A 23,947-nucleotide genomic window follows, 5' to 3' on the forward strand; every position below is an offset into this window, starting at 1 on the left:
CCACGCAGAGCGTGGGAACGATCTGCTGTCGGACATAGTAAAACCTCCTACACCCCCTCTTCACTTGATCCTACCCCCACGCAGGCCTACTCTAGACCTCGCGCAACCGTTTCACCCCTCCCCGCTGTCGCCATGCCGCTACTCCATTACAAGGAGGTTCCCGAATGTTCGATTTCCACCCCCAGCTCAAGCAGCGCTTTGCTGCCTTGCGCACGGGCGCTGAATTTTTTTCCCTGCGGTATGTGCGCGAGTCCGGGCAGTTTCTGTCGGTGCGCAAGAACGTCGCCGAACCGCCGAGCCTGAGCCGCGATGAAGGGGCGATGCTCACCGTGCGCGTGAATGGCGTCGAAGCCTACGCGGCGACCAATGACCTCTCGCAACAAGGCCTGCAAGCCGCCCTCGAGCGCGCCGAGCAACAGGCCCGCCGGCTCAAGCCGCACGCCTTGCTCGATCTGCGCGAGCAGCCGCTTTCCAGCGATCGCGCTGATTATTTTTCACCCAATCTCGAACAGCCCTTCCCGTCCCTGAGCGAATGCTTCGATCTGCTCGGCGCGGAATCCGCCTCGGTGCCCAAGGATGAACGCCTGGTCAATTGGCAGGTGAGCATCGGCATCACTAACGTCGAGCAGATCTACCTGAGCAGCGCCGGCGCCGAATTGCGTCAGGCCCAGCGCTTCGTTTATCCGAGCCTCGACGTCACCGCCTACGACGGCAACGACAGCCAGACCCGCAGCCTCGGCCGGGAGAACTTCGGCCAGCAGGGTGGCGCCGATGTCATCAGCCGCTGCGGCCTGGTCGGTGCCGGTCCGCAAGTCGCCGACCAGGCCCTGCAACTGCTGCTCGCGCCGAACACCCCGCAAGGCCCGCGCGACCTGCTGCTGATGCCTGATCAGATGATGCTGCAGATCCATGAATCCATCGGTCACCCGCTGGAGCTCGACCGCATCCTCGGCGACGAGCGCAATTACGCCGGCACCAGTTTCGTCAAGACCAGCGATTTCGGCAGCCTGCAATACGGCTCCAACCTGCTCAACGTAACCTTCGACCCGGGCATCCCGGAAGAACTCGCCAGCTACGGCCATGACGACGACGGCACTGCGGCGAGCAAACAATTCCTGATTCGCGACGGCCTGTTGCTGCGGCCACTGGGCGGAGCGCTGTCGCAATATCGCGCCGGCCTCGATGGCGTTGCCAACAGCCGCGCCTGCGGTTGGAACCGGCCGCCGATCGACCGCATGGCCAACCTCAACATCGAGCCGGGCGATCAGACGCTGGAGCAGATGATCGGTGGTATCGAGCACGGCATCCTGATGAGCACCAACCGCTCGTGGTCGATCGACGATGCGCGCAACAAATTCCAGTTCGGCTGCGAATGGGGCCAGTTGATCGAGCATGGTGAACTGAAAGGCGTGGTGAAAAATCCCAACTACCGGGCCATTTCCGCGCACTTCTGGAAGAGCCTGCGCGCCGTCGGCGATGCCAACACCGTCAAGGTGCTGGGCACGCCGAACTGCGGCAAGGGCGAACCGAACCAGGTGATTCGCGTCGGCCACGCTTCGCCGGCCTGCGTATTCAGCAACATTGATGTGTTTGGGGGAGACGCCTGATGAGCATTTCGAAGCGTCAGTCCGACGCCTTCAAGGTCATGGTCAACTGGCTGCGCGACAGCGTGCGCGAGCCGGAACAGTTCACGCTCAGCTACGCCGCCGAAGCCTCGGCGTTCGTGCGCTTCAATCACGCCAAGGTGCGCCAGGCCGGGCAAGTGCAACAGGCCAACGTCGGCCTGAAACTGATCGACGACGGGCGCCACGCCGACCTGCAGATCACCTTGTCCGGGGATCAGGAAGCCGATCTGCAACGCCTCGCCGAGGGCCTGCAGCAATTGCGCGAAACCCTGCCGCTGCTGCCGCAGGATCCGTACCTGCTGCTCAATCACAACAGCTGGCAGAGCACGCAAGTACAAGCGCATCCGCTGCCGGACACCGAAGATGTCGTCGGGCAAATCTGCGCTGCCGCTGAAGGTCTCGATCTGGTCGGTTTCTATGCTGCCGGCCCGATCAGCCGCGGTTTCGCCAGCTCCGCCGGTGCGTTCGGCTGGCATGAAGCGAACAGTTTCAACTTCGACTTCAGCCTGTTCCATGAAAACGGCGAAGCGGTGAAGGCCAGCTACGCCGGGCATGACTGGAGCGACGAGGGCTTCGCCCGGCGTTTCGCCCAGGCCCGCGAACAGCTGGAGTTTCTCGGCCGACCGTTACGCACTTTGGCACCGGGACAGTACCGCGCCTATCTGGCGCCGGCGGCACTGGAAGAAATCATGGGCATGCTCAGTTGGGGCGGGTTCTCGGCGCAATCGATCGCCAGCAAGAGCAGTCCGTTGCAGAAACTCTACGTCGGCGATCAGGCGTTCAGTCCGCTGGTGTCGCTGGATGAGAAAGTCAGCGAATCCCTGAGCCCGGCGTTTTCCGCCGAGGGATATCCGCGCAGCGATCTGCGTCTGATCATCGAAGGCCGGGCCGGTGATCAACTGGTCGGCTCGCGCAGCGCCGCCGAATATGGTCTGGCGGCGAACGGTGCGGGCGGCGGCGAAATGCCCAGTGCATTGAACATGGCCGCCGGTGATCTGTCGCAGCAAGAGATCCTCAAGCAGTTGGGCACCGGGCTGTACATCAGCAACCTGTGGTACCTGAACTACTCGGATCAACCGGCGGCGCGCATGACCGGCATGACCCGTTTCGCGACCTTCTGGGTCGAGAACGGCGAGATCCAGGCGCCGGTCAGCACCATGCGCTTCGACGACAGCGCCTACAACCTGCTCGGCTCGCAGTTGGAAGCGTTGACTACCGAGCGTGAATTGCTGCTGTCGGCGAGTACCTACAGCCAGCGCAATACCTCGTCATCGCTGTTGCCGGGGGCGCTGGTCAGCCGGTTGACCCTGACCCTCTGACGGCGATCGTTCCCACGCTCCGCGTGGGAATGCAGCCCGGGACGCTCCGCGTCCCAGCAAAAGCGGACGCAGAGCGTCCGTTGAGGCATTCCCACGCAGAGCGTGGGAACGATCATCAAACAGACCACACGAGGTTCCATGCCCAACCGCCCGCCTCTCGACGCCATCACCGCCCGCTGGTTGCCGTGGGTCGTCGCCATTGCGTTCTTCATGCAGTCCCTCGACGGGACCATCCTCAACACCGCGCTGCCGGCCATGGCCAGCGATCTGGCCGAAGACCCGTTGCGCATGCAGGGTGTGATCATCGCCTACATGCTCACCGTGGCTCTGCTGATCCCGGCCTCCGGCTGGATCGCCGACCGCTTCGGCACCAAGAAAATCTTCTTCGGCGCGATTCTGCTGTTCAGTTTCGGCTCGTTGCTGTGCGCTTTGTCCAGCAGTCTGAGCATGCTCATCGGTGCACGGGTGATTCAGGGCCTCGGCGGCGCGCTGATGCTGCCGGTCGGGCGACTGGTGGTGCTGCGTGCCTACCCGCGCTCGGAACTGGTACGGATCATGGGTTTCATCACCATTCCCGGCCTGCTCGGCCCGCTTATCGGCCCGACCATGGGCGGCTGGATGGTGGAATACGTGACGTGGCACTGGATCTTCCTGATCAATCTGCCGGTCGGGGTGATCGGCTGTTATGCGGTGTGGAAGTTCATTCCCGACCTGCGCGGCACGGAGCGCACCCGCTTCGATAGCCTCGGCTTTCTGCTTTTCGGCGCGGCGATGATCCTCATCACCATCGCCATGGAAGGTCTTGGTGAACTGCACCTACCGCACCTGCGGGTGATGTTGCTGCTGTTCGCCGGCATGGCCTGTCTGGCAGCGTACTGGCTGCGCGCCGGGCACATCGAGAATCCGCTGTTTGCGCCTTCGCTGTTCAAGACCCGCACGTTCGCCGTCGGCATTCTCGGCAACCTGTTCGCGCGACTGGGCAGCGGTGCTCTGCCATTTCTGGTTCCGCTGCTGTTGCAAGTGGCGTTGGGCTATTCGCCGTCGCAAGCCGGGATGAGCATGTTGCCGCTGGCCGCTGCGGCGATGGTCGCCAAGTGGGTCGCGCGGCCGCTGATCGAACGCCTCGGCTATCGCATCGTCCTCACCGGCAACACCCTGGCGTTGGGGATCATGCTGGCGAGCATGGGTCTGGTCAGCGAGCAGACGCCGTACTGGCTGCTGCTGTGCCTGCTGGCGGTGCTCGGTGCGATCAACTCGCTGCAATTCACCGCGATGAACACGGTGACGCTGATCGACCTCGACGATGCCAGCGCCAGCAGCGGCAACAGTCTGCTTTCGGTGGTCGCGCAGTTGTCGCTGAGCCTCGGCGTGGCCTGCGCCGGTGCGCTGCTTGGTGGCTTCACTGCGAAGGTCGGCAACGATGGCGTGGAAACCGTACTCGGTGCGTTCCAGCTGACCTTCGTCACGGTCGGTGTGATGGCGATGCTGGCGGCGACGATTTTCTCCCAGCTGTCCAAGGAAGACGGGCGCCGGGCGAAACGGCCGCAGGAGCACATCGAACACTGATTGTGCTGGAGGACATCTGTGGCTGCTGAAGGACTTCCGTGGCGAGGGGATTTATCCCCGCTGGGTTGCGCAGCAGCCCCAAAAAGGTTGGATGCGGTCAGCCGGATGAATTGAGGTGGCAGGTATTGGGGGGGTGCTGCGCACCCCATCGGGGATAAATCCCCTCGCCACAGATAAATCCCCTCGCCACAGGTAATCCCTGCCTCGGGTTCAATCGCTGTTCGTCCAGAACTGTCGAGGAAACTGGCACGGGGCTGCTACACTGCGCGACATTTTGTTTTGCAGGCCAGTCCCGTGACCACCATCGCCACCGCTTTTAATACGCTGCCGCTGTCCGCCGCCATGCTGGCTAACCTCGAATCACTCGGTTATGCCCAGATGACGCCGATCCAGGCGCAGAGCTTGCCGGTGATCCTCAAGGGGATGGACCTGATCGCCCAGGCCAAGACCGGCAGCGGCAAGACCGCCGCGTTCGGCATCGGCCTGCTCAACCCGATCAACCCGCGCTACTTCGGTTGCCAGGCGCTGGTGATCTGCCCGACCCGCGAGCTGGCCGACCAGGTGGCCAAGGAAGTCCGCCGTCTGGCCCGCGCCGAAGACAACATCAAGGTCCTGACCCTGTGCGGCGGCGTGTCGTTCGGCCCGCAGATCGCTTCGCTGGAACACGGCGCGCACATCATCGTCGGCACCCCGGGGCGCATTCAGCAGCACTTGCGCAAGGGTTCGCTGGTGCTGGATGGCCTGAACACCCTGATCCTCGATGAAGCCGACCGCATGCTCGACATGGGTTTCTACGACGCCATCGAAGACATCATCATCAAGACCCCGGAGCGCCGGCAGACTCTGCTGTTCTCCGCGACCTACCCGGTGGGCATCAAGCAACTGGCCTCGAAATTCATGCGCGATCCGCAGACCGTCAAGGCTGAAGCCTTCCACGACGACACGCAGATCGAGCAGCGCTTCTACGAGATTTCCCCGGAAGAGCGCATGAGCGCGGTGACCAAAGTCCTGCACCACTTCCGTCCGGCGTCCTGTGTGGCGTTCTGCTTCACCAAGCAGCAAGTGCAGGAAACCGTCGATCACCTGACCGCCAAAGGCATTTCCGCCGTCGGCCTGCACGGCGATCTGGAACAGCGTGACCGCGATCAGGTGCTGGCAATGTTCGCCAACCGCAGCACCTCGGTGTTGGTCGCCACCGACGTCGCGGCCCGTGGTCTGGACATCGATGCGCTGGACATGGTGATCAATGTCGAGCTGGCGCGCGATTCGGAAATCCACATCCACCGCGTTGGCCGTACCGGTCGCGCGGGCGAGAAAGGCATCGCCATCAGCCTGGTCGCGCCGTCCGAAGCTCATCGTGCGCAAGCCATCGAACAACTGCAGAAAGCGCCGCTGAACTGGGATCAGATCGACAACCTCAAGTCCCAGGGCCTGGCACCGCTGCAACCGCCGATGACCACCCTGTGCATCGGCGCTGGCCGCAAAGACAAAGTGCGCCCGGGCGACATTCTTGGCGCACTGACCGGCGAAGCGGGCATTCCCGGCGCGCAGGTTGGCAAAATCGCCATCTTCGATTTCCAGGCCTACGTCGCTGTCGAGCGCACCGTGGCCATGCAGGCCTTGCAGCGCCTGAACGACGGCAAGATCAAGGGCCGCTCGTTGCGCGTGCGTATTCTCTGACCTGATCGTTCCCACGCTCTGCGTGGGAATGCATCCCGTGACGCTCCGCGTCACATAACAACGGACGCAGAGCGTCCATGGCGGCATTCCCACGCAGAGCGTGGGAACGATCATTGTGTGAGGACACCGTTTTGCGCTCTACCGAAGTCGTGATCATTGGCGCTGGCGCGGCCGGCTTGATGTGTGCCCTGACCGCCGCCGGGCGCGGGCGTCAGGTGTTGCTGCTCGACCACGCGAACAAGGCCGGCAAGAAAATCCTCATGTCCGGCGGTGGCCGCTGCAATTTCACCAATATGTACACCGAACCGAGCAATTTCCTTTCGCAGAACCCGCATTTCTGCAAATCGGCGCTGGCGCGTTACACCCAGTGGGATTTCATCGGTCTGGTCGGCAAACATGGCGTGCCGTACCACGAGAAGAAACTCGGCCAGCTGTTCTGCGATAACAAATCCAGCGACATCCTCGGCATGCTCCTTGATGAATGCGATCAGGCCGGCGTCGAGCTGCACCTGGACACCTCGATCCAGACCATCGAAAAAACCGACAGCGGTTATCTGCTCGACACCACACTCGGCCAGGTCCAGTGCCAGTCGCTGGTCATCGCTACCGGAGGCCTGTCGATCCCGACTCTCGGCGCTACCGGTTTCGGTTATCAGGTTGCGAAACAGTTCGGCCATGAGCTGCTGCCGACCCGCGCCGGGCTGGTGCCGTTCACCATTACCGACCAGCTCAAGGAGTTGTGCACAGAGCTGTCCGGCACCTCGGTGGATTGTCTGGTCAGCTGCAATGACCAGAGCTTTCGCGAGAACATTCTGTTCACTCACCGTGGCCTCAGCGGCCCGGCGATCTTGCAGATCTCTTCGTTCTGGGAACCCGGCGACACGGTGGAAATCAACCTGCTGCCGGATCACGACGCGGCGAGCTGGCTGCAAGAGCAAGTCGCCGAGCGTCCGAACAGCGAGCTGAAGACTTTGCTTGGCGAGATCTTCACCAAGAAGATGGCCAATCTGCTGGCGGACAACTGGTTTGTCTCCAAACCGATGAAGCAGTACACCCACGCTGAACTGGCGGAGATTGCCGAGAAGCTCGGCAGCTGGAAGGTTGTGCCGGCGGGGACCGAAGGCTATCGCACGGCTGAGGTGACCCTGGGCGGCGTCGACACCCGCGAGGTGTCGTCGAAGACCATGGAGTCGCTGAAAAGCCCCGGCCTGTACTTCATTGGGGAAGTGCTCGACGTCACCGGGCACTTGGGCGGCTTCAATTTCCAGTGGGCCTGGGCCTCTGGTTACGCCGCCGCGCAGTACGTTTAACTCAAGGCCAAATACAAAACCCTGTGGGAGCGAGCCTGCTCGCGAATGCGGTGTACCAGTCGACATCAATGTTGAATGACACTCCGCTTTCGCGAGCAGGCTCGCTCCCACAGTGGTTTGTGGTGTAAGTAAAAGGAACACTTTTTGCGGTCAGATGTGCTCGACGCCATTGCGTCGGCGTCATTACTGGCTCAATTTAGCGGCATCGCCTCGGAAGGCCTTCGCACTTCATGTCCTCGACCTCGTTTCGTCAGTCTTTGCGGCGCCTGTGGGCGCTGGATAAATTCAGCTACAGCGTGCGGGTATTCATCGCCCTGACCGGCAGCATGGCGCTGTGCTGGTATCAGGATGAAATGGGCCTGCTGATCCCGTTGTTCCTCGGCATCATCGCCAGCGCCCTGGCCGAAACCGACGACAGTTGGCAGGGTCGCCTGAACGCTCTGGCGGTGACGCTGGTGTGTTTCAGCATCGCCGCGCTGTCGGTGGAATTGCTCTTTCCCTACCCGATCATTTTCGCCGTGGCCCTGGCACTGGCCAGTTTCAGCCTGACCATGCTCGGTGCGCTGGGCGAGCGTTACGGCGCGATCGCCTCGGCGACGCTGATTCTGTCGGTGTACACGATGATCGGCGTCGATCAGCGCGGCGGCGCGGTCACTGACTTCTGGCATGAGCCGATGCTGCTGGTCGCTGGCGCGGCGTGGTACGGCCTGCTCTCGGTGCTGTGGCAGGCACTGTTTTCCAATCAACCGGTGCAGCAAAGTCTGGCGCGCCTGTTCCGCGAGCTGGGCCTGTACCTGAAGCTGAAATCCTCGCTGTTCGAGCCGATCCGGCAGATGGACGTCGAAGCCCGCCGCCTCGAACTGGCGCAGCAGAATGGCCGCGTGGTCGCCGCACTGAACACGGCCAAGGAAATCATCCTGCACCGGGTCGGCAACGGTCGACCCGGCTCGAAAGTCAGCCGTTATCTCAAGCTGTATTTCCTCGCGCAGGACATTCACGAACGCGCCAGCTCTTCGCACTACCCTTACAACGCGCTGGCCGAGGCGTTCTTCCACAGCGACGTGCTGTTCCGCTGCCAGCGCCTGCTGCGCCAGCAAGGCAAGGCCTGCCGGGCCTTGGCCGAATCCATCCAGATGCGCCAGCCGTTCATCTACGACGCCAGTTTCGCCGAAGCCCTGAACGACCTGCATGCCTCCCTCGAACACTTGCGCATCCAGAGCAACCCGGCATGGCGCGGCCTGCTGCGCTCGCTGCGCGCACTGGCGGCCAACCTCGGCACCCTCGACCGCCTGCTCAGCGATGCCAGCAACCCCGATGCCCTGGCGGACGCCACCGACAGCAGCCTGCTCGACCGCTCACCGCGCAATCTCAAGGACGTGTGGATTCGCCTGCGTACACAACTGACACCGACTTCGCTGCTGTTCCGCCATGCCCTGCGCCTGCCGCTGGCACTGAGCATCGGCTACGGCATGGTGCACCTGATCCACCCGTCCCAAGGCTACTGGATCATTCTCACCACGCTGTTCGTCTGCCAGCCGAATTACGGCGCCACCCGACGCAAACTCGGCCAGCGGATCATCGGCACGGCCATTGGCCTGACGGTGGCGTGGGCGCTGTTCGATCTGTTCCCCAACCCGGTGGTGCAATCGTGCTTCGCCATCGCTGCCGGTGTGGTGTTCTTTACCAACCGCACCACCCGCTACACCCTGGCGACGGCGGCGATCACCATCATGGTGCTGTTCTGCTTCAATCAGGTCGGCGATGGCTACGGGCTGTTCCTGCCAAGGCTGTTCGATACCTTGCTCGGCAGTTTGATTGCGGGTCTGGCGGTGTTCCTGTTCCTGCCGGACTGGCAGGGCCGGCGCCTGAACAAAGTGCTGGCCAACACCCTGACCTGCAACAGCATCTACCTGCGCCAGATCATGCAGCAATACGCCGCCGGCAAGAGCGACGACCTCGCTTATCGCCTGGCCCGCCGCAACGCGCACAACGCCGACGCGGCGCTGTCGACGACACTGGCGAACATGCTCATGGAGCCGGGACACTTCCGTAAGGAGGCGGATGTCGGCTTCCGTTTCCTGGTGCTGTCGCACACCCTTCTCAGCTATTTGTCGGGGCTCGGCGCGCACCGCGAAACACAGTTGCCTGCGGAGGTACGTGAGCATCTGATCGAAGGCGCCGGGGTGAAACTGGCGACCAGCATCGACGAAATCGCTCAAGGCCTTGCGAGCAAGCAGCCGATTGCAATTCAGAGTGATGAAGAAGAAGCGCTGGCCAATGAGCTGGAACAGATGCCGGATGAAATCGATGAAGGGCAACGGTTGGTGCAAACGCAGTTGGCGCTGATTTGCCGGCAGTTGGGGCCGCTTCGGACATTGGCGGCGCATTTGATCAAAGAGGTCTAGCTACAAGCTACAAGCTACAAGCTACAAGCTACAAGCCAAACGCTACCCGGCTTCTAACTTGCAGCTTGCCGCTTGTAGCTCCCAACTACATTCCATGCCGCCGCAATAACTTCTCATAAGTCCCGTCAGCCTTCATCGCTGCAATCGCCCGGTCAAACCCGGCGACGATCTGCTCATGCTGCGGATTCTTCAGGCTGACCAGAATATGCAGGCTGTTCTCACTCAACGGCTTGGATAGGAACTCCACCGAATTGCGCACCTTGGCCGATTCCCGCGCCAGGTAATACTTCGCTACGTACTCATCTTCAAGCGTCAGCTTGACCCGATCCGCCGCGAGCATGCGCACGCCCATGGCGAAGTTGTGCACGGGCACTTTCTGCATCGCCGTGTCGGCATCGAAAGGGGCGGAATAGGCATAGCCGCGCACCACCGCAATCGGATAGGTGTGCAGTTGCTCGAGGCTGTTGTATTCAATGGGTGCGTCTTTACGCTTGAGGAAGCGGATGCGGTTGATCAGGTACTCACCGGAAAACTGGCCGATCTGCGTGCGCTCGTCGTTGTACCAAGCGTTGACCAGCACGTCGTAACGCCCCTCGCCAATCCCCAGCAATGCGCGCGCCCATGGCACTTGCTCGTAACCGCTGGCATAACCGGCGCGAGCCAGTGCGGTGCTGACAATGTCAGTGGCCAGTCCACCGTTGACCAGTGCATCGTCGGTAAACGGCGGCCAATTATCGAACGCCAGCCGCAGCTTCTGCGCCGCAGCATCCTGGCCCAGCACCAGCAGTCCGATCAAAGCAACGGCTTGAAGCAATCGCAGCATGCTTGAACATCCTCAGCGGGCAACCGCCCGACGTGGTTTCACGTCAAAACCCAAGGCCCCTTATCGGCAAAACCCAAGCATTGAACATTAGCTCATGGGAGCCCGTGGACAGTGCTCTTGAGCAGATTACACAAAGTCGCAGCCAGCGCGAGAAAGGAATAGTGGCATTTTGACCTTTATCACAGACTGTTGCGCCATACAGACATACGGCGCTGCTGCGCTTAGTATCGGGCGACATGGTCAAGGAATCGAAAAATGACAATCGAGTGGATCTGCAAACATCATCGCGATTTGGGCAAAGAGCAGTTGTACGCCTTGTTGAAGCTGCGCTCTGACGTATTCGTGGTCGAACAGAAATGTGCTTATCCAGACCTCGACGGCCAGGATCTGGAGGGCGATACCCATCACCTGATGGGCTGGGAGGATGATCAGCTGATGGCTTATCTGCGCCTGCTGGACCCGGAATCCCAAGGCGGCGACGTGGTGATTGGCCGCGTGGTGACCGCGCCCGCCGGCCGTGGCAAAGGGTTGGGCCACGCGATGATGGAACAGGCGCTGAAGCAGGCCGAAAAGCACTGGCCGCAGGTGCCGATCTATCTGTCGGCGCAGGCACACTTGCAGGGGTATTACGGCAAGTACGGGTTTGTCGCAGTCGGCGAGGAATATCTCGAGGATGACATTCCGCACATCGGCATGCGTCGGTCCTGAAGGCCCTTTCGCGAGCAGGCTCGCTCCCACAGGGAATGCATATCCATTGTGGGAGCGAGCCTGCTCGCGAAGGCGCCAGAACCGTCCGCGCAGGAATCAGGGGTATTCCAGCACCGCTTTTATCTGCCGCAAATTGCGCTCGATCCAGCCGCGATCAATCGCTCCCCACTCACGAATCCGATAGCGCCCGGCATGATTGCGCGCGCCCTCTTCCTGTTCGAACTCACAGATGATGTCCAGATCGGCCAGCGCGGCAATCGTGTCCTGCGCCGTGCGTCGCGGCATGCCGGTGACTTCGGTCAGCGTCGGCACACTCGGCGCCAGGCCGCTATCGATCAGATAAGCCACGTACAAACGGCGATAGAAACTGCTCTTGGTCTTGCTGACGTCCATCCACACCTTCCTGATTGGTCAAGCCTGCATATCCCGCCACGTCAGGTACACACGCAGATCGAACTCGATCTGGTGATACCCCGGCAGCATGTGCTCGCACAGTTTATAGAACGCCTTGTTGTGATCCGATTCCTTGAAGTGCGCCAGCTCGTGCACCACGATCATCTTCAGAAAATCCGGCGCGGCGTCCTTGAACAGCGCGGCGATGCGGATTTCCTTGTTGGCCTTGAGCTTGCCGCCCTGCACCCGCGACACCGTGGTGTGCAGACCGAGCGCGCGGTGGGTCAGGTCGAGGCGGTTGTCGAACAGCACTTTGTCGATGGCCGGCGCATTGCGCATGTACTGCTGTTTGAGATCCAGCGCGTAGCTGTACAAGGCCTTGTCACTCTGCACGTCGTGTCGCCCTGAATAGCGCTGATTCAGGTATTCACCCAGGCGCCCTTCGGCTATCAGTTGGCGCACCTGATCCTGCAATTGTGCGGGGTAGGCCTGGAGGTACTTCAACACAGTCATGGACGAGCGACGCGGTTCGAAAAAGGTCCGCCAGTGTAGCGAATTCAACCGGGCAACGCGCTCCAGTCAAACGGTTCAACGAAGCTGACCGCGTCTTCGGCGATCAACGGCCGCGCGACGAGGAAGCCCTGCACGTATTCGCAACCATGGGTTTGCAGCCACTGATATTGCTCGAGGGTTTCCACTCCTTCGGCAATCACCAGCAGACCGTATTGCTTGCACAGATCGATGACCATGCGCACCAGCGCCGCATCACGTGGCGAGTCCGGCAGGCGCGCGATCAAGTGGCGGTCGAGTTTCAGCGTATCCAGTTCGAGATCGCGCAGATGCGCCAGCGAGCACGGCCCCGAACCAAAATCATCCAGCGCCACGCGCACCCCGAGATGACGCAGCAGCCGCAGTTGCTTGCGGGTTTCGTCCGGGTTTTGCATCAACGCTTCTTCGGTGACCTCGACTTCCAGTTGCCGCGGTTGCAGCGCATGGCGTTCCATGACTTGACGCAATTCAGTGACCAGATTCGGCAGGCCGAACTGGGTGTTGCTCAGGCTCACGCCGAGCACCAGGTCTTCGGCGAACAAGGTTTCCCAAGCTTTGCGCTGACCGGCGCCACGGTGATAGATCCAGCTGCCGAGGCGACTGATCAAGCGCGCCTCTTCCAGCAACGGCAGAAACAACCCCGGCGGCACATCGCCGACGCTCGGATGCTGCCAGCGCAGCAACGCTTCGAACCCACGGATCTGTCCGCTGCCGATCGCCACCTGCGGCTGATAGACCAGATTGAAATCACGATTCTCGATGGCCTCGCGCACGCTGTCTTCAAGCATCAGACGCGAACGCGCGCGGCCGTTCATTTCATGATCATAGAAACGATATTGCTGGCGCCCGGCACGCTTGGCTTCGTACATGGCAATGTCCGAAGCGCGCAGCAAACCGTCGAGGTTACGGCCACAGTCGGGATAAGTAGCGATGCCGATACTGGCGCCAAGGACGATATCCAGGCCTTCGATCTGCTGACAGACCGATACCCGTTCGATGAGTTTTTCGGCAATCTTCGCCGCTTGCTCGGGAAACTCCAGATCCAGCAGCGCGGTGAATTCATCGCCGCCCATGCGCGCGAGAATATCGAACGGCCGCAGGCACGCCTTCAGTTGCTCGGAAACCCAGCGCAACACGCGGTCGCCGGCGTCATGGCCGAGGGAATCATTGACCCGTTTGAAGCCATCGAGATCGAGGTAGAGCAGCACCCAGCTGCTGTCGCTGCGTTCCCCGCGCAACAACAGGTTTTCCACGGTCTGGTAGAACCCGCGCCGGTTGAGCAGCCCGGTCAGCGGATCGGTTACCGCCTGGAATTCCAGTTGCTGGTGCAAGTGACGCACCACCGACATGTCCAGCACCGTCACCACCATCGCGTGCTGCTCCGAGGGCAGCGGCGCGCAGGACAATGCCACCGGCACTTGCTGCCCCGGCGCCGTGCGCAGCAACGCATCATGCAGGCGCAGGGTTTCACCGCGCTGGTAACCGGCGTAGAACTCGGAATCGACCCACAGGGGAATGTGTGGCTTCTGCAGGAAATCGAGAAACTCCTTGCCTTCCAGATCCTTCACCGGCGCATTGAGCAGTCGCGAAATCGCCGGGTTGGCAAAGCGGATCACGCCGTCCTCGCTCAACACCAGAATGCCTTCGGCGGCGTTGTCCAGCACCGAGGCATTGAAGGCGCGCGCCACTTCCAGGTCATGACTGAGGCGTTGCAGGGCACGGCGATTGCGCTGGTGCTCGAGCAGCGCCTGGACCTTGGGCTTGAGGATTTGCGGATCGAACGGCTTGAACAGGTAATCCACCGCGCCGCTGGCATAGCCCTTGATCACGGCGTCCTGGGATTGCTCGTTGGCGGTGAGGAAAATGATCGGTGTCAGCCGCGTACGCTGGCTGCCGCGCATCAACCGTGCGACCTCGAAACCGTCCATGCCGGGCATCTGCACATCAAGCAGGACCAGGTCGATGTCGTGTTCGAGCAAAAGGTTCAGCGCCTCGAAACCGGAGGCGGCGGTCATCACGTGCCAATCCTGACGCTGCAGCAACGCGCGCATGCTGATCAGATTTTCGGGGTAATCATCGACGATCAAAAGGACCGAGCTGCCTTCACCTGGCTGGGGTTGCGCGCATTCCATGCTGCTTCTCTTATCGGGACCGGTTGCCGGCAAAACCATAGACGTAACTGAGCCTTCACTCTAGACGCGGATGCCGCAAAGCAGAAGCTGTCGTCACGCCATCATTTGGCCAATGTTCCGTCGAGCCGACTAACGGTCACCGCCAGAGCCCCCGAAAACCGGGCGAGATGGCATTTCGACAGGACTTTGACGTCAAGTAATCGCCGGGCGGGCATTAACAAAAATTGCCGCTACGCTTATAAAGACGCCCGAAAACGCGCGGGCTAGAGCTTCTGGCACCGGCGTTCCGGATGAATTGATTGGAAGAACCGTCATGATCGACCTCGCAACCTGGAACCTCAGCGTTCCTGTTGGCAGCCCGCCGTACACCGTTGAAACCTCAAAACTGGTGGATGGTTTCAAGGATCAGTACTTCCATTCCGACACCGGCACCCTGTTCTTCTGGTCCCCGGTGACTGGCTCGAAAACCGAAAACGCCATCTACCCGCGTACCGAACTGCGCGAAACCTACAGCAACGGCACCCTGCGCAACTGGTACTACCCGGACGCCGACAACCTGCTGCGCGCCACCCTCGCGGTGAACAAGGTGCCGAGCTCGGGCAAGATCGTCATTGGCCAGATCCACGCGTACGAAAGCCAGCGGCCGATGGTCAAGCTCGAATACCAGTACAAGGAAAAAACCCAGACCGGCAATCTGGTGATTAAAGTGCGCATGCGCCCGGACGACGCCGAAAGCCGCGTCATCACCCTCGCCACCGGCGTCAAGCTTGATCGTGAATTCAACTACCTGATCCACCTAAGTCCCGGCGGCGCACTGGGCGTAAGTGCGGCGGGGTATCAATGGGACTCCCAGATCAGCGCGACCTGGCGCGACAAGCCGCTGTACTTCAAGGCTGGGGTGTATGTGCAGGACAACACCGGGTATACCAGCGAAGGTGGGCAGGTGACGTTTACCAAACTGGATATTGACCACGACAAGTAGCTAGCCGCCAAAATGACAAACAACCCATAACTTGCAGACCACATTCGCTCCAATTGTAGGAGTGAGCCTGCTCGCGATAGCGGTGTGTCATTCAAATATTCATGCGTCTGTAACTCCGCTATCGCGAGCAGGCTCACTCCTGCAAGGGCTTCAGGGGTAGGCTGCGGACTGCGCCACCTCCACATGCGGGCCGCTGCCTTGGCGAAATGTCGCGTATACGCGACTTTGAGAAGCAAATGTCACGGTAGCGGTACACCGCTTATCATTTATCAGCCTTTTCCTTTCTACCGCTTGATAAAGGATGACGCTTCAAACCAGAACCGACCGAGTCATTCAACGCGACCATGCGCCCGGTGTCCCATTCGCGTTGCATCCTTGCAAACAATTCAACGTCTATCCGTGGTCGGTGAATCAAAAGCGCCTGACTCATTGCCTCGGCTATCCGGTCGACGATCAGTGTTGGCTTATCCACAGCGCAGTGTTTACGACCAAACTCAATCAATTGCTGACGATCCGGATAAGCTTTGGCCTTGTTCATCTTGATGGCGAGAGTACGGTCAACCAGCGATCGCCCGGTCCTGGGGTTGTAGTTCTCGTATACGGTTGTGGTCGTGACATCGTATACCGGCGCCAACTGCACCGTTTCAGTGGCCGCAGGGTGCGTGTAGGTCACCCCGAAGTTTTTCAAATGCGCATCGCCGTTACGCACCATGACCGAAAGACAGACGGATGAAAAAAATCGTTCCAGTTCTCGTATCGGGTCGGCATGTCTGCATACCTGACGGATCACTGCAGCAAGGGTTTCGTAGCTCTGCGAATATTTATAGTTATCGTGGGGATCCTTGTTTAACCCCAGCAGCACCGCCATGTCTTCAAAGCCAAGGCGATCAGATGCCGTCAGATCAAAACGCTCCATGACAAACAGCTCACCGTTATCGGAAAGCCAGAAAGGCGGCGTGTGAAGTCCAGCCAGCCGCGCTGCTTCCTGACACAGAAACTCGTTTTGAGCCAGGTGCTCATACTCTTCCGCTCCTGATTTGACGATAAGGTCGGAGCTGATCACTGTTTTTCGGCTACCAGTCAGCTTGTCCAGATCGGGCACCAGAACCTTGGGCTGAACACCTGAAATGCCCGACTCGAAGTAGGTTTCGACCAAAAAACCGAAAACATGCTGAGAGGTGTCCGCCGACAGGATCTCCTGCAGGCCGACCTGCGCACGAACAGGGCCTGAAGGTTCTACCGGATTCTCATACGTGAGGCGACCGATCTGATTACCGCCAATGACGGACAACAGGCGCATTTCATCCACTTGCATATGCTTGGCCATGCGCCGCTTGATTTGGTCGGCCAGATATCCCTCAGGCACATTCATATCGAAGATGGGCTGCAATACGCTGCTCACCGACGGTGTCGGGTCATAGGGCATGACCAGAGAAACTTCTCTGAGTGGCGACGCTGACTGGTAAGCGAATGAAAACTGCGAACCTTTGGACAACTCGCCGGAATGGCCCTGAGGCGTCATGACATTCAGTCGTTTCACCTTACTCATCATGCTCCACCAATTCGGCGAGTGATTTGAGATCGATTCGGTTATCGACAATCTCCAACGCCATGCCTAACGCGGCAATGACTCTAAACACGGTATAAAAAGCGACGTTTTCGCCTGCTTCGAGATCGATGATGGTTTTGCGGCTGCAATGAGCCCTATGCGCAAGCAGCGCCTGACTGTAGCCCTTGGCTTTGCGCAATTGGCGAATACGCTGGGCAAACGTTGCTGGATTATCGAGAAGCAAAATGTCACCCATATCGGACTTTAAATAGATTATCGCTAGTAAAGTCCACTTTAGGTGACATATCAAGCAAAAGGGTCCCGATGTCTCGTCACAGCGTTTGCACCACAAAAAAACCCGCCTCTCGGCGGGTTTCTTTTTAATCAGCTCAACACTCAGGCTCAGTTGACCTTGGCGTTCAACTCACCCTTCAGATAACGCTGGTACATCGCTTCCAGCGAGATCGGTTTGATCTTCGAGGCATTACCGGCGGTACCGAACGCTTCATAACGAGCGATACATACATCGCGCATTGCTGTCACGGTGGCGCCGAAGAATTTACGTGGGTCGAACTCGCTCGGGTTGGTGGCCATCAGGCGACGCATCGCACCGGTCGATGCCAAGCGCAGGTCGGTGTCGATGTTGACCTTGCGCACGCCGTGCTTGATGCCTTCGACGATTTCTTCAACCGGGACGCCGTAGGTTTCTTTGATGTCGCCGCCGTACTGATTGATGATCGCCAGCCACTCTTGTGGCACGGAGGACGAACCGTGCATCACCAGGTGGGTGTTGGGGATGCGCTTGTGGATTTCCTTGATGCGGTCGATCGCCAGCACGTCGCCGGTGGGTGGCTTGGTGAACTTGTAGGCGCCGTGGCTGGTGCCGATAGCGATGGCCAGGGCGTCGACCTGGGTGCGTTTGACGAAGTCAGCGGCTTCTTCCGGGTCGGTCAGCATCTGGCTGTGATCCAGAACGCCTTCGGCGCCGATGCCGTCTTCTTCACCGGCCATGCCGGTTTCCAGCGAACCCAGGCAGCCCAGCTCGCCTTCTACCGAAACGCCGCAGGCGTGGGCCATGGCGACGGTTTGTTGGGTAACGCGGACGTTGTAGTCGTAGTCGGTCGGGGTCTTGCCGTCTTCGCCCAGCGAGCCGTCCATCATCACCGAGCTGAAGCCCAGTTGAATCGAACGCTGGCAGACGTCAGGGCTGGTGCCGTGGTCCTGGTGCATGCACACCGGGATGTGCGGGAATTCTTCGATCGCCGCCAGGATCAAGTGACGCAGGAATGGCGCGCCGGCGTATTTGCGGGCGCCGGCCGAAGCCTGGACAATCACCGGGGAGTCAGTCTTGTCAGCGGCTTCCATGATGGCGCGCATCTGCTCAAGGTTGTTGACGTTGAAGGCTGGAACGCCGTAGCCGAACTCGGCTGCGTGGTCCAGCATCTGGCGCATGCTGATAAGTGCCATTGTGTGTGTCTCTCCCGGTTGAGGGTCGTTGATCATGCCAGCCTGCCGGAGCGGCGGCGGCTATTCAAGTTAATGCAGATCGGGGGTTGAGGCCCGGTCTGGTGATTCGGCGTTACCAAAACTGTGTGAACAACAGAGAATCCCTGTGGGAGCGAGCCTGCTCGCGAAAGCGGTCTGACAGACACTGCATCATCGACGGCAAGATTGCTTTCGCGAGCAGGCTCGCTCCCACATTTGGATCTCTGTACACCAATTCAATCGTGTTAGTCGGCCTTGCAACCACGGCCAATGAGGTCATTGGTGGCGACCCAGTACACCAGGCCTTCGTCATCCTTGACGTGAAACGCCAGCATGCCATCGCTGTACAGCGTGCCCGAGGCGCCCGGCTCTTCTTTCAGGCGATAGACCTGATCACCGCCGCCGAGGCGAACGTCGACTTCCTTCTGTCCGGCATCGGCGTAACGCCACAACACCTTGGCCTGACTGTCGCAGGTCCAGGTCGTCCAGTCGTCTGCCGGGGCCGACGACTGAAACAGGCTCAACTGCGCGCAACCGCCCAACAATGCCAACGCCGCAATGGCGATCAAACCTTTCATCCGTGTTCCTCGACTGACGACGCACGCCGCCAGCCCTGAGTTAAAGAGTCAGACCCGTCAAGGACAACCATGTTCCTTGACCGGGGTTTGCGTCTCGTATTTGTCCAGGCCGTCCGGACCCGAGCGCTTGTTCAGCACCGGGTTGGTTTCGGCCTGCCAGTCGGCCTGATAACAGCCCTTCTGCGGTTCGCTCGGTGCTGGCGTGGCGTCAGCCTTCGGGGTGCTCCCGCAGGCCGCCAGCGTACCGGTCAGCAACAACAGCGCTAACGACTTGACCATGTGAACACTCCTTTGCCTGGCCAAACGGGCGGCCTCAGGCCTTGGCCCGGCTTTCCAGGACTTCAACGGCAGGCAGAACCTTGCCTTCGACGAATTCGAGGAACGCGCCACCACCGGTGGAAATGTAGGAGATTTGCTCAGCCACGCCATATTTATCGATCGCCGCCAGGGTGTCGCCACCGCCAGCAATGGAGAATGCCGAGCTTTCGGCAATGGCCTGGGCCAGCACTTTGGTGCCGTTGCCGAACTGATCGAACTCGAACACGCCGACCGGGCCGTTCCACAGAATGGTTTTCGACGACTTCAGCAGCTCGGCGAAGTTGGCCGCGGTTTGCGGGCCGATGTCGAGAATCATGTCGTCAGCCGCAACATCAGCGATCAGCTTCACAGTCGCTTCAGCGCTTTCGGCAAATTCCTTGGCGACCACGACGTCAACCGGCAACGGCACGCTGACTTTCGCCGCGATTTCACGGGCGGTGTCGAGCAGGTCCGGTTCATACAGCGACTTGCCGACCGGGTGGCCGGCGGCAGCGAGAAAGGTGTTGGCGATGCCGCCGCCGACGATCAGTTGATCGCAGATCTGGCTCAGGCTGTTGAGCACGTCGAGTTTGGTCGAGACCTTGGAGCCGGCAACAATGGCCGCCATTGGCTTGGCCGGCGCGCCCAGGGCTTTGCCCAGTGCGTCCAGTTCAGCGGCCAGCAACGGGCCGGCAGCGGCGACTTTGGCGAACTTGGCGACACCATGGGTCGAACCTTCGGCGCGGTGAGCGGTACCGAAAGCATCCATCACGAACACGTCGCACAGGGCCGCGTATTGCTGAGCCAGATCGTCGGCGTTCTTTTTCTCGCCCTTGTTGAAGCGCACGTTTTCGAACAGCACGATGTCGCCGGCCTTGACCTCGACACCGCCGAGGTAATCAGCCACCAGCGGCACTTCACGGCCCAGCGCTTTGCTCAGGTAATCGGCGACAGGTTTCAGGCTGTTTTCGGCGGAGAATTCGCCTTCGGTCGGGCGGCCCAGGTGCGAGCAGACCATCACTGCCGCACCTTTTTCCAGGGCCAGCTTGATGGTCGGCAGCGAAGCCAGGATGCGCGCGTCGCTGGTGACAACACCGTCCTTGACGGGGACGTTGAGGTCTTCGCGGATCAATACGCGCTTACCTTGCAGATCGAGGTCGGACATCTTCAACACGGTCATGGGTCGCACTTCCTACGGTTTTTTTGAAGTTGCTGTTTGCAGATAGTGGTCTGCTACGTCCAGCATTCGGTTGGCAAAACCCCATTCGTTGTCGAACCAGGCCAGGATGTTCACCAGTTTGGGGCCGGAAACACGGGTCTGACTGGCATCGACGATGGCCGAATGTGGGTCATGGTTGAAATCACAGCTGGCGTGCGGCAACTCGGTGTAGGCCAAAAGGCCTTTGAGCGGGCCGCTGGTGGCGGCTTCGCGCAGGATCCGGTTGACCTCGTTGGCGTCAGTCGCGGTGGCGGTCTGCATCGTGATGTCGAGGCAGGACACGTTGACTGTCGGCACGCGCACGGCTTTGGCCTGAATTCGCCCGGCAAGTTCCGGCAGCAGGCGCTCGATACCACGCGCCAGACCAGTGGACACCGGGATCACCGACTGGAACGCCGAACGCGTGCGGCGCAGGTCTTCGTCATGATAGGCGTCGATCACCGGCTGATCGTTCATTGCCGAGTGAATGGTGGTGATCGACACGTAATCCAGACCGATCGCCTGATCGAGCAGACGCAGCAGCGGCACGCCGCAGTTGGTGGTGCAGGAGGCGTTGGACACCAGCAGTTCGTCGCCGGTCAGGCAGTCCTGATTAACGCCGTAGACGATGGTGGCGTCGACATCCGCTTCGCTGGCCATCGGCTGCGAGAACAGCACGCGCGGCGCGCCGGCATCGAGAAATCGCTGGCCATCGGCACGGGTGTGGTAAGCGCCGGAGCATTCCAGCACCAGATCGACGCCCAGCGACGCCCAATCGATGCCTTCAGGGGTGGCACTGCGCAGGACCTTCACGCAGTCGCCATTGATATGCAGACAATCGCCCTCAACCCGCACTTCGCCGGGAAAGCGGCCGTGGGTGGAGTCGAAGCGTGTCAGGTATTCGATGCTGGCCATGTCGGCCAGATCGTTGATCGCGACAATTTCAAACCCGGCCTTCGCGCCGCGCTCGAACAACGCCCGCAAGACGCAACGACCAATGCGGCCGTAGCCGTTGAGTGCAACTTTGTAGGGACGCGGTTGAGGCATGGGGTTCTCGATAGATTCGCTAACAACACAATCCCATGTAGGAGCTGCAGAAGGCTGCGATCTTTTGATCCTGTTTTTTAAGATCAAGATCAAAAGATCGCAGCCTTCGGCAGTTCCTACTGGGGAACGCGGCAGCCAGGGCCACCGCATTCGTACTGCTTAGTCTTCCAGCAGCTCTTCAGCCTGACCGAGGATGTTTTCCAGCGTAAAACCGAACTCTTCGAACAATGCCGAAGCCGGCGCCGACTCACCGTAGGTGGTCATGCCGATCACGCGACCTTCCAGACCCACGTACTTGAACCAGAAATCGGCATGGGCCGCTTCGATGGCAATACGCGCGCTGACCTGCAACGGCAGAACCGACTGCTTGTACTCCGCATCCTGAGCATCAAACGCGCTGGTGCAAGGCATCGAGACCACGCGAACCTTGCGGCCCTGCTCGGTCAGTTTGTCGAAGGCTTGAACCGCCAGACCGACTTCCGAACCGGTGGCGATCAGGATCAGCTCAGGCTCGCCTGCGCAATCCTTGAGCACATAGCCGCCCCGGCTGATGTTGGCAATCTGGCCAGCGTCGCGTTCCTGGTGCTGCAGGTTCTGCCGGGAGAAGATCAGCGCCGAAGGGCCGTCCTTGCGCTCCAGAGCGTTTTTCCACGCCACTGCCGATTCCACGGCATCGGCTGGGCGCCAGGTGTCGAGGTTCGGCGTGCTGCGCAGGCTGGTCAATTGCTCGATCGGCTGGTGCGTCGGGCCGTCTTCGCCCAGACCGATGGAGTCGTGGGTGTAGACGTGGATCACGCGCTTCTTCATCAAAGCCGACATACGTACGGCGTTGCGTGCGTATTCCATGAACATCAGGAAGGTCGCGCCGTAAGGCACCAGACCGCCGTGCAGGGCGACGCCGTTCATGATCGCGGTCATGCCGAACTCGCGCACGCCGTAGTACATGTAGTTGCCGCTGGCGTCTTCAGCGCTGACGCCTTTGCAGCCTTTCCACAGGGTCAGGTTGGAACCGGCGAGGTCAGCCGAACCGCCGAGCATTTCCGGCAGCAGCGGGCCGAAGGCGTTGAGGGTGTTCTGGCTGGCTTTGCGGCTGGCGATGGTTTCGCCCTTGGCCGCGACTTCGGCGATGTAGGCCGAGGCTTTTTCCGAGAAGTCGGCCGGCAGTTCGCCGCTCAGACGACGGATCAGCTCGTTGGCTTCAGTCGGGAATGCAGCGGAGTAAGCGGCGAAACGCTGATCCCACTCGGCTTCAACCGCGCGACCAGCTTCTTTGGCGTCCCACTCGGCATAGATCTCGGCCGGGATTTCGAACGGGCCGTGGTTCCAGTTCAGCGCCTGACGGGTCAGGGCGATTTCCGCGTCACCCAGTGGGGCGCCGTGGCAATCTTCCTTGCCCTGCTTGTTCGGCGAACCGAAACCGATGGTGGTCTTGCAGCAGATCAGCGTCGGTTGAGCGCTCTTGCGTGCGGTTTCGATGGCGGTCTTGATCTCTTCCGGATCATGGCCGTCGACGTTGCGGATCACCTGCCAGTTGTAGGCTTCGAAACGCTTCGGCGTGTCATCGGTGAACCAGCCTTCGACTTCACCGTCGATGGAAATGCCGTTGTCATCGTAGAAGGCAATCAGCTTGCCCAGGCCCAGCGTGCCGGCCAGGGAGGCGACTTCGTGGGAAATGCCTTCCATCATGCAGCCATCACCGAGGAACACGTAGGTGTGGTGGTCAACGATGTTGTGGCCGGGACGGTTGAACTGCGCGCCCATGACTTTTTCAGCCAGAGCGAAACCGACGGCGTTGGCCAGACCCTGACCCAGCGGGCCGGTGGTGGTTTCGACGCCCGGGGTGTAACCGAATTCCGGGTGGCCTGGAGTGCGGCTGTGCAGTTGACGGAACTGCTTGAGGTCGTCGATGGACAGGTCGTAGCCGGTCAGGTGCAGCAGCGAGTAGATCAACATCGAGCCGTGGCCGTTGGACAGCACGAAGCGGTCACGGTCGGCGAACGACGGGTTGCTCGGGTTGTGCTTGAGGTAGTCGCGCCACAGCACTTCGGCAATATCTGCCATACCCATAGGGGCACCGGGATGGCCGCTGTTGGCTTTTTGCACGGCATCCATGCTGAGGGCACGAATGGCGTTGGCACGCTCACGACGGCTAGGCATCGCTGATCTCCTGGGTGTGAATAGACTGAAACGGAAAAAAGGAGGGCATTTTCCCTCACCCATGCGCCTCGGGGCAATGACAGATAGTCATCGGCAGGCGTTTTTCCAATCGATAGCACAGGTTTCGCTTGGTGAAACCTTTCC

At 60.4% G+C, this 23,947-nt stretch carries 20 protein-coding genes and 1 pseudogene; 9 read left to right on the forward strand and 12 right to left on the reverse strand.

The features are described 5' to 3' along the window. The first annotated feature begins 164 nt into the window (after nt 1–164). From J5M66_RS00695 to yccS, 7 genes and pseudogenes are all read left to right on the forward strand, one after another. Nucleotides 165–1,607, forward strand: a complete 1,443-nt coding sequence (locus J5M66_RS00695) for a TldD/PmbA family protein (protein WP_130900722.1) — start codon at nt 165–167, stop codon at nt 1,605–1,607. Further along, nucleotides 1,607–2,944, forward strand: coding sequence for a TldD/PmbA family protein (locus tag J5M66_RS00700; RefSeq protein WP_207807499.1), 1,338 nt, complete (start codon nt 1,607–1,609; stop codon nt 2,942–2,944). Before J5M66_RS00695 ends, J5M66_RS00700 begins: the two co-directional genes overlap by 1 nt. A gap of 138 nt (nt 2,945–3,082) precedes the next feature. Further along, entirely contained in the window at nt 3,083–4,510 is a 1,428-nt protein-coding gene (gene mdtD / locus J5M66_RS00705; RefSeq protein ID WP_056786508.1) for a multidrug transporter subunit MdtD, read from the forward strand. A 294-nt stretch (nt 4,511–4,804) separates the two neighbouring features. Next, nucleotides 4,805–6,190 carry an ATP-dependent RNA helicase DbpA gene (gene dbpA / locus J5M66_RS00710; RefSeq protein ID WP_024014613.1) on the forward strand — a complete coding sequence of 462 codons (1,386 nt, stop codon included), beginning with the start codon at nt 4,805–4,807 and terminating at the stop codon, nt 6,188–6,190. Between the two features lie 131 nt (nt 6,191–6,321). Beyond that, nucleotides 6,322–7,500, forward strand: a complete 1,179-nt coding sequence (locus J5M66_RS00715) for an NAD(P)/FAD-dependent oxidoreductase (RefSeq protein WP_207807500.1) — start codon at nt 6,322–6,324, stop codon at nt 7,498–7,500. Nucleotides 7,501–7,511: 11 nt separating this feature from the next. Then, a pseudogene (locus J5M66_RS26875) lies at nt 7,512–7,613 on the forward strand (metal ABC transporter ATP-binding protein); the annotation flags it as partial. Between the two features lie 117 nt (nt 7,614–7,730). Then, nucleotides 7,731–9,905, forward strand: coding sequence for a YccS family putative transporter (gene yccS / locus J5M66_RS00720; RefSeq protein ID WP_151553060.1), 2,175 nt, complete (start codon nt 7,731–7,733; stop codon nt 9,903–9,905). 85 nt (nt 9,906–9,990) lie between these two features. Here yccS and J5M66_RS00725 read toward each other — a convergent pair whose 3' ends face one another. After that, nucleotides 9,991–10,728: a transporter substrate-binding domain-containing protein gene (locus J5M66_RS00725; protein WP_122699705.1), complete on the reverse strand. Its 738-nt coding sequence runs from the start codon at nt 10,726–10,728 to the stop codon at nt 9,991–9,993. Between the two features lie 255 nt (nt 10,729–10,983). On the opposite strand from J5M66_RS00725, the gene J5M66_RS00730 reads away from it, so the two are divergent. Beyond that, the gene (locus tag J5M66_RS00730) at nt 10,984–11,436 is read left to right on the forward strand and encodes a GNAT family N-acetyltransferase (RefSeq protein ID WP_056786498.1); all 453 of its coding nucleotides are present in this window, start codon (nt 10,984–10,986) and stop codon (nt 11,434–11,436) included. 96 nt (nt 11,437–11,532) lie between these two features. On the opposite strand, the gene J5M66_RS00735 is transcribed toward J5M66_RS00730, so the two are convergent. The 3 genes from J5M66_RS00735 to J5M66_RS00745 are packed head-to-tail and all read right to left on the reverse strand — an operon-like array spanning nt 11,533 to nt 14,510. Further along, nucleotides 11,533–11,829, reverse strand: a complete 297-nt coding sequence (locus J5M66_RS00735; RefSeq protein WP_016772794.1) for a winged helix-turn-helix domain-containing protein — start codon at nt 11,827–11,829, stop codon at nt 11,533–11,535. Nucleotides 11,830–11,847: 18 nt separating this feature from the next. Continuing rightward, entirely contained in the window at nt 11,848–12,342 is a 495-nt protein-coding gene (locus J5M66_RS00740; RefSeq protein ID WP_038861199.1) for a M48 family metallopeptidase, read from the reverse strand. A gap of 44 nt (nt 12,343–12,386) precedes the next feature. Next, nucleotides 12,387–14,510, reverse strand: coding sequence for an EAL domain-containing protein (locus J5M66_RS00745; protein WP_207807501.1), 2,124 nt, complete (start codon nt 14,508–14,510; stop codon nt 12,387–12,389). A 313-nt stretch (nt 14,511–14,823) separates the two neighbouring features. On the opposite strand from J5M66_RS00745, the gene J5M66_RS00750 reads away from it, so the two are divergent. Then, the gene (locus tag J5M66_RS00750) at nt 14,824–15,492 is read left to right on the forward strand and encodes a polysaccharide lyase family 7 protein (RefSeq protein WP_016772792.1); all 669 of its coding nucleotides are present in this window, start codon (nt 14,824–14,826) and stop codon (nt 15,490–15,492) included. Between the two features lie 262 nt (nt 15,493–15,754). Here J5M66_RS00750 and J5M66_RS00755 read toward each other — a convergent pair whose 3' ends face one another. The 8 genes from J5M66_RS00755 to tkt all read right to left on the reverse strand — a co-directional run bounded on the left by J5M66_RS00755 (nt 15,755) and on the right by tkt (nt 23,803). After that, the gene (locus J5M66_RS00755; RefSeq protein ID WP_207807502.1) at nt 15,755–17,041 is read right to left on the reverse strand and encodes a type II toxin-antitoxin system HipA family toxin; all 1,287 of its coding nucleotides are present in this window, start codon (nt 17,039–17,041) and stop codon (nt 15,755–15,757) included. Next, on the reverse strand, nt 17,034–17,297 hold the full coding sequence (locus J5M66_RS00760) for a helix-turn-helix domain-containing protein (RefSeq protein ID WP_024014619.1): 264 nt from the start codon (nt 17,295–17,297) through the stop codon (nt 17,034–17,036). The genes J5M66_RS00755 and J5M66_RS00760 overlap by 8 nt, the downstream gene beginning before the upstream one ends. A gap of 146 nt (nt 17,298–17,443) precedes the next feature. Next, a complete protein-coding gene (gene fba / locus J5M66_RS00765; protein WP_008081027.1) occupies nt 17,444–18,508 on the reverse strand; it encodes a class II fructose-bisphosphate aldolase in 1,065 nt (354 codons plus the stop codon). 263 nt (nt 18,509–18,771) lie between these two features. Continuing rightward, a complete protein-coding gene (locus J5M66_RS00770) occupies nt 18,772–19,104 on the reverse strand; it encodes an MliC family protein (protein ID WP_207807503.1) in 333 nt (110 codons plus the stop codon). 57 nt (nt 19,105–19,161) lie between these two features. Continuing rightward, nucleotides 19,162–19,383 carry a hypothetical protein gene (locus J5M66_RS00775; protein ID WP_016772786.1) on the reverse strand — a complete coding sequence of 74 codons (222 nt, stop codon included), beginning with the start codon at nt 19,381–19,383 and terminating at the stop codon, nt 19,162–19,164. A 34-nt stretch (nt 19,384–19,417) separates the two neighbouring features. Continuing rightward, nucleotides 19,418–20,581, reverse strand: coding sequence for a phosphoglycerate kinase (locus J5M66_RS00780; protein ID WP_016772785.1), 1,164 nt, complete (start codon nt 20,579–20,581; stop codon nt 19,418–19,420). Nucleotides 20,582–20,593: 12 nt separating this feature from the next. Further along, a complete protein-coding gene (gene epd, locus J5M66_RS00785; RefSeq protein WP_024014621.1) occupies nt 20,594–21,646 on the reverse strand; it encodes an erythrose-4-phosphate dehydrogenase in 1,053 nt (350 codons plus the stop codon). Between the two features lie 159 nt (nt 21,647–21,805). Continuing rightward, nucleotides 21,806–23,803, reverse strand: coding sequence for a transketolase (tkt, locus tag J5M66_RS00790; RefSeq protein ID WP_024014622.1), 1,998 nt, complete (start codon nt 23,801–23,803; stop codon nt 21,806–21,808). Between the last annotated feature and the right edge of the window lie 144 nt (nt 23,804–23,947).

The sequence above is a fragment of the Pseudomonas sp. 67(2021) genome (assembly GCF_017491835.1).
GTDB classification, from domain to species: domain Bacteria; phylum Pseudomonadota; class Gammaproteobacteria; order Pseudomonadales; family Pseudomonadaceae; genus Aquipseudomonas; species Aquipseudomonas atacamensis.

Coding starts and splice junctions, on each gene's coding strand:
- J5M66_RS00700 (WP_207807499.1), top strand. CDS start 1,607: ATGAGCATTTCGAAGCGTCAGTCCGACGCCTTCAAGGTCATGGTCAAC.
- J5M66_RS00770 (WP_207807503.1), bottom strand. CDS start 19,104: ATGAAAGGTTTGATCGCCATTGCGGCGTTGGCATTGTTGGGCGGTTGC.
- J5M66_RS00740 (WP_038861199.1), bottom strand. CDS start 12,342: ATGACTGTGTTGAAGTACCTCCAGGCCTACCCCGCACAATTGCAGGAT.
- tkt (WP_024014622.1), bottom strand. CDS start 23,803: ATGCCTAGCCGTCGTGAGCGTGCCAACGCCATTCGTGCCCTCAGCATG.
- fba (WP_008081027.1), bottom strand. CDS start 18,508: ATGGCACTTATCAGCATGCGCCAGATGCTGGACCACGCAGCCGAGTTC.
- J5M66_RS00780 (WP_016772785.1), bottom strand. CDS start 20,581: ATGACCGTGTTGAAGATGTCCGACCTCGATCTGCAAGGTAAGCGCGTA.
- J5M66_RS00755 (WP_207807502.1), bottom strand. CDS start 17,041: ATGAGTAAGGTGAAACGACTGAATGTCATGACGCCTCAGGGCCATTCC.
- J5M66_RS00760 (WP_024014619.1), bottom strand. CDS start 17,297: ATGGGTGACATTTTGCTTCTCGATAATCCAGCAACGTTTGCCCAGCGT.
- J5M66_RS00735 (WP_016772794.1), bottom strand. CDS start 11,829: ATGGACGTCAGCAAGACCAAGAGCAGTTTCTATCGCCGTTTGTACGTG.
- J5M66_RS00750 (WP_016772792.1), top strand. CDS start 14,824: ATGATCGACCTCGCAACCTGGAACCTCAGCGTTCCTGTTGGCAGCCCG.
- J5M66_RS00725 (WP_122699705.1), bottom strand. CDS start 10,728: ATGCTGCGATTGCTTCAAGCCGTTGCTTTGATCGGACTGCTGGTGCTG.
- mdtD (WP_056786508.1), top strand. CDS start 3,083: ATGCCCAACCGCCCGCCTCTCGACGCCATCACCGCCCGCTGGTTGCCG.
- J5M66_RS00775 (WP_016772786.1), bottom strand. CDS start 19,383: ATGGTCAAGTCGTTAGCGCTGTTGTTGCTGACCGGTACGCTGGCGGCC.
- J5M66_RS00730 (WP_056786498.1), top strand. CDS start 10,984: ATGACAATCGAGTGGATCTGCAAACATCATCGCGATTTGGGCAAAGAG.
- epd (WP_024014621.1), bottom strand. CDS start 21,646: ATGCCTCAACCGCGTCCCTACAAAGTTGCACTCAACGGCTACGGCCGC.
- J5M66_RS00745 (WP_207807501.1), bottom strand. CDS start 14,510: ATGGAATGCGCGCAACCCCAGCCAGGTGAAGGCAGCTCGGTCCTTTTG.
- yccS (WP_151553060.1), top strand. CDS start 7,731: ATGTCCTCGACCTCGTTTCGTCAGTCTTTGCGGCGCCTGTGGGCGCTG.
- J5M66_RS00695 (WP_130900722.1), top strand. CDS start 165: ATGTTCGATTTCCACCCCCAGCTCAAGCAGCGCTTTGCTGCCTTGCGC.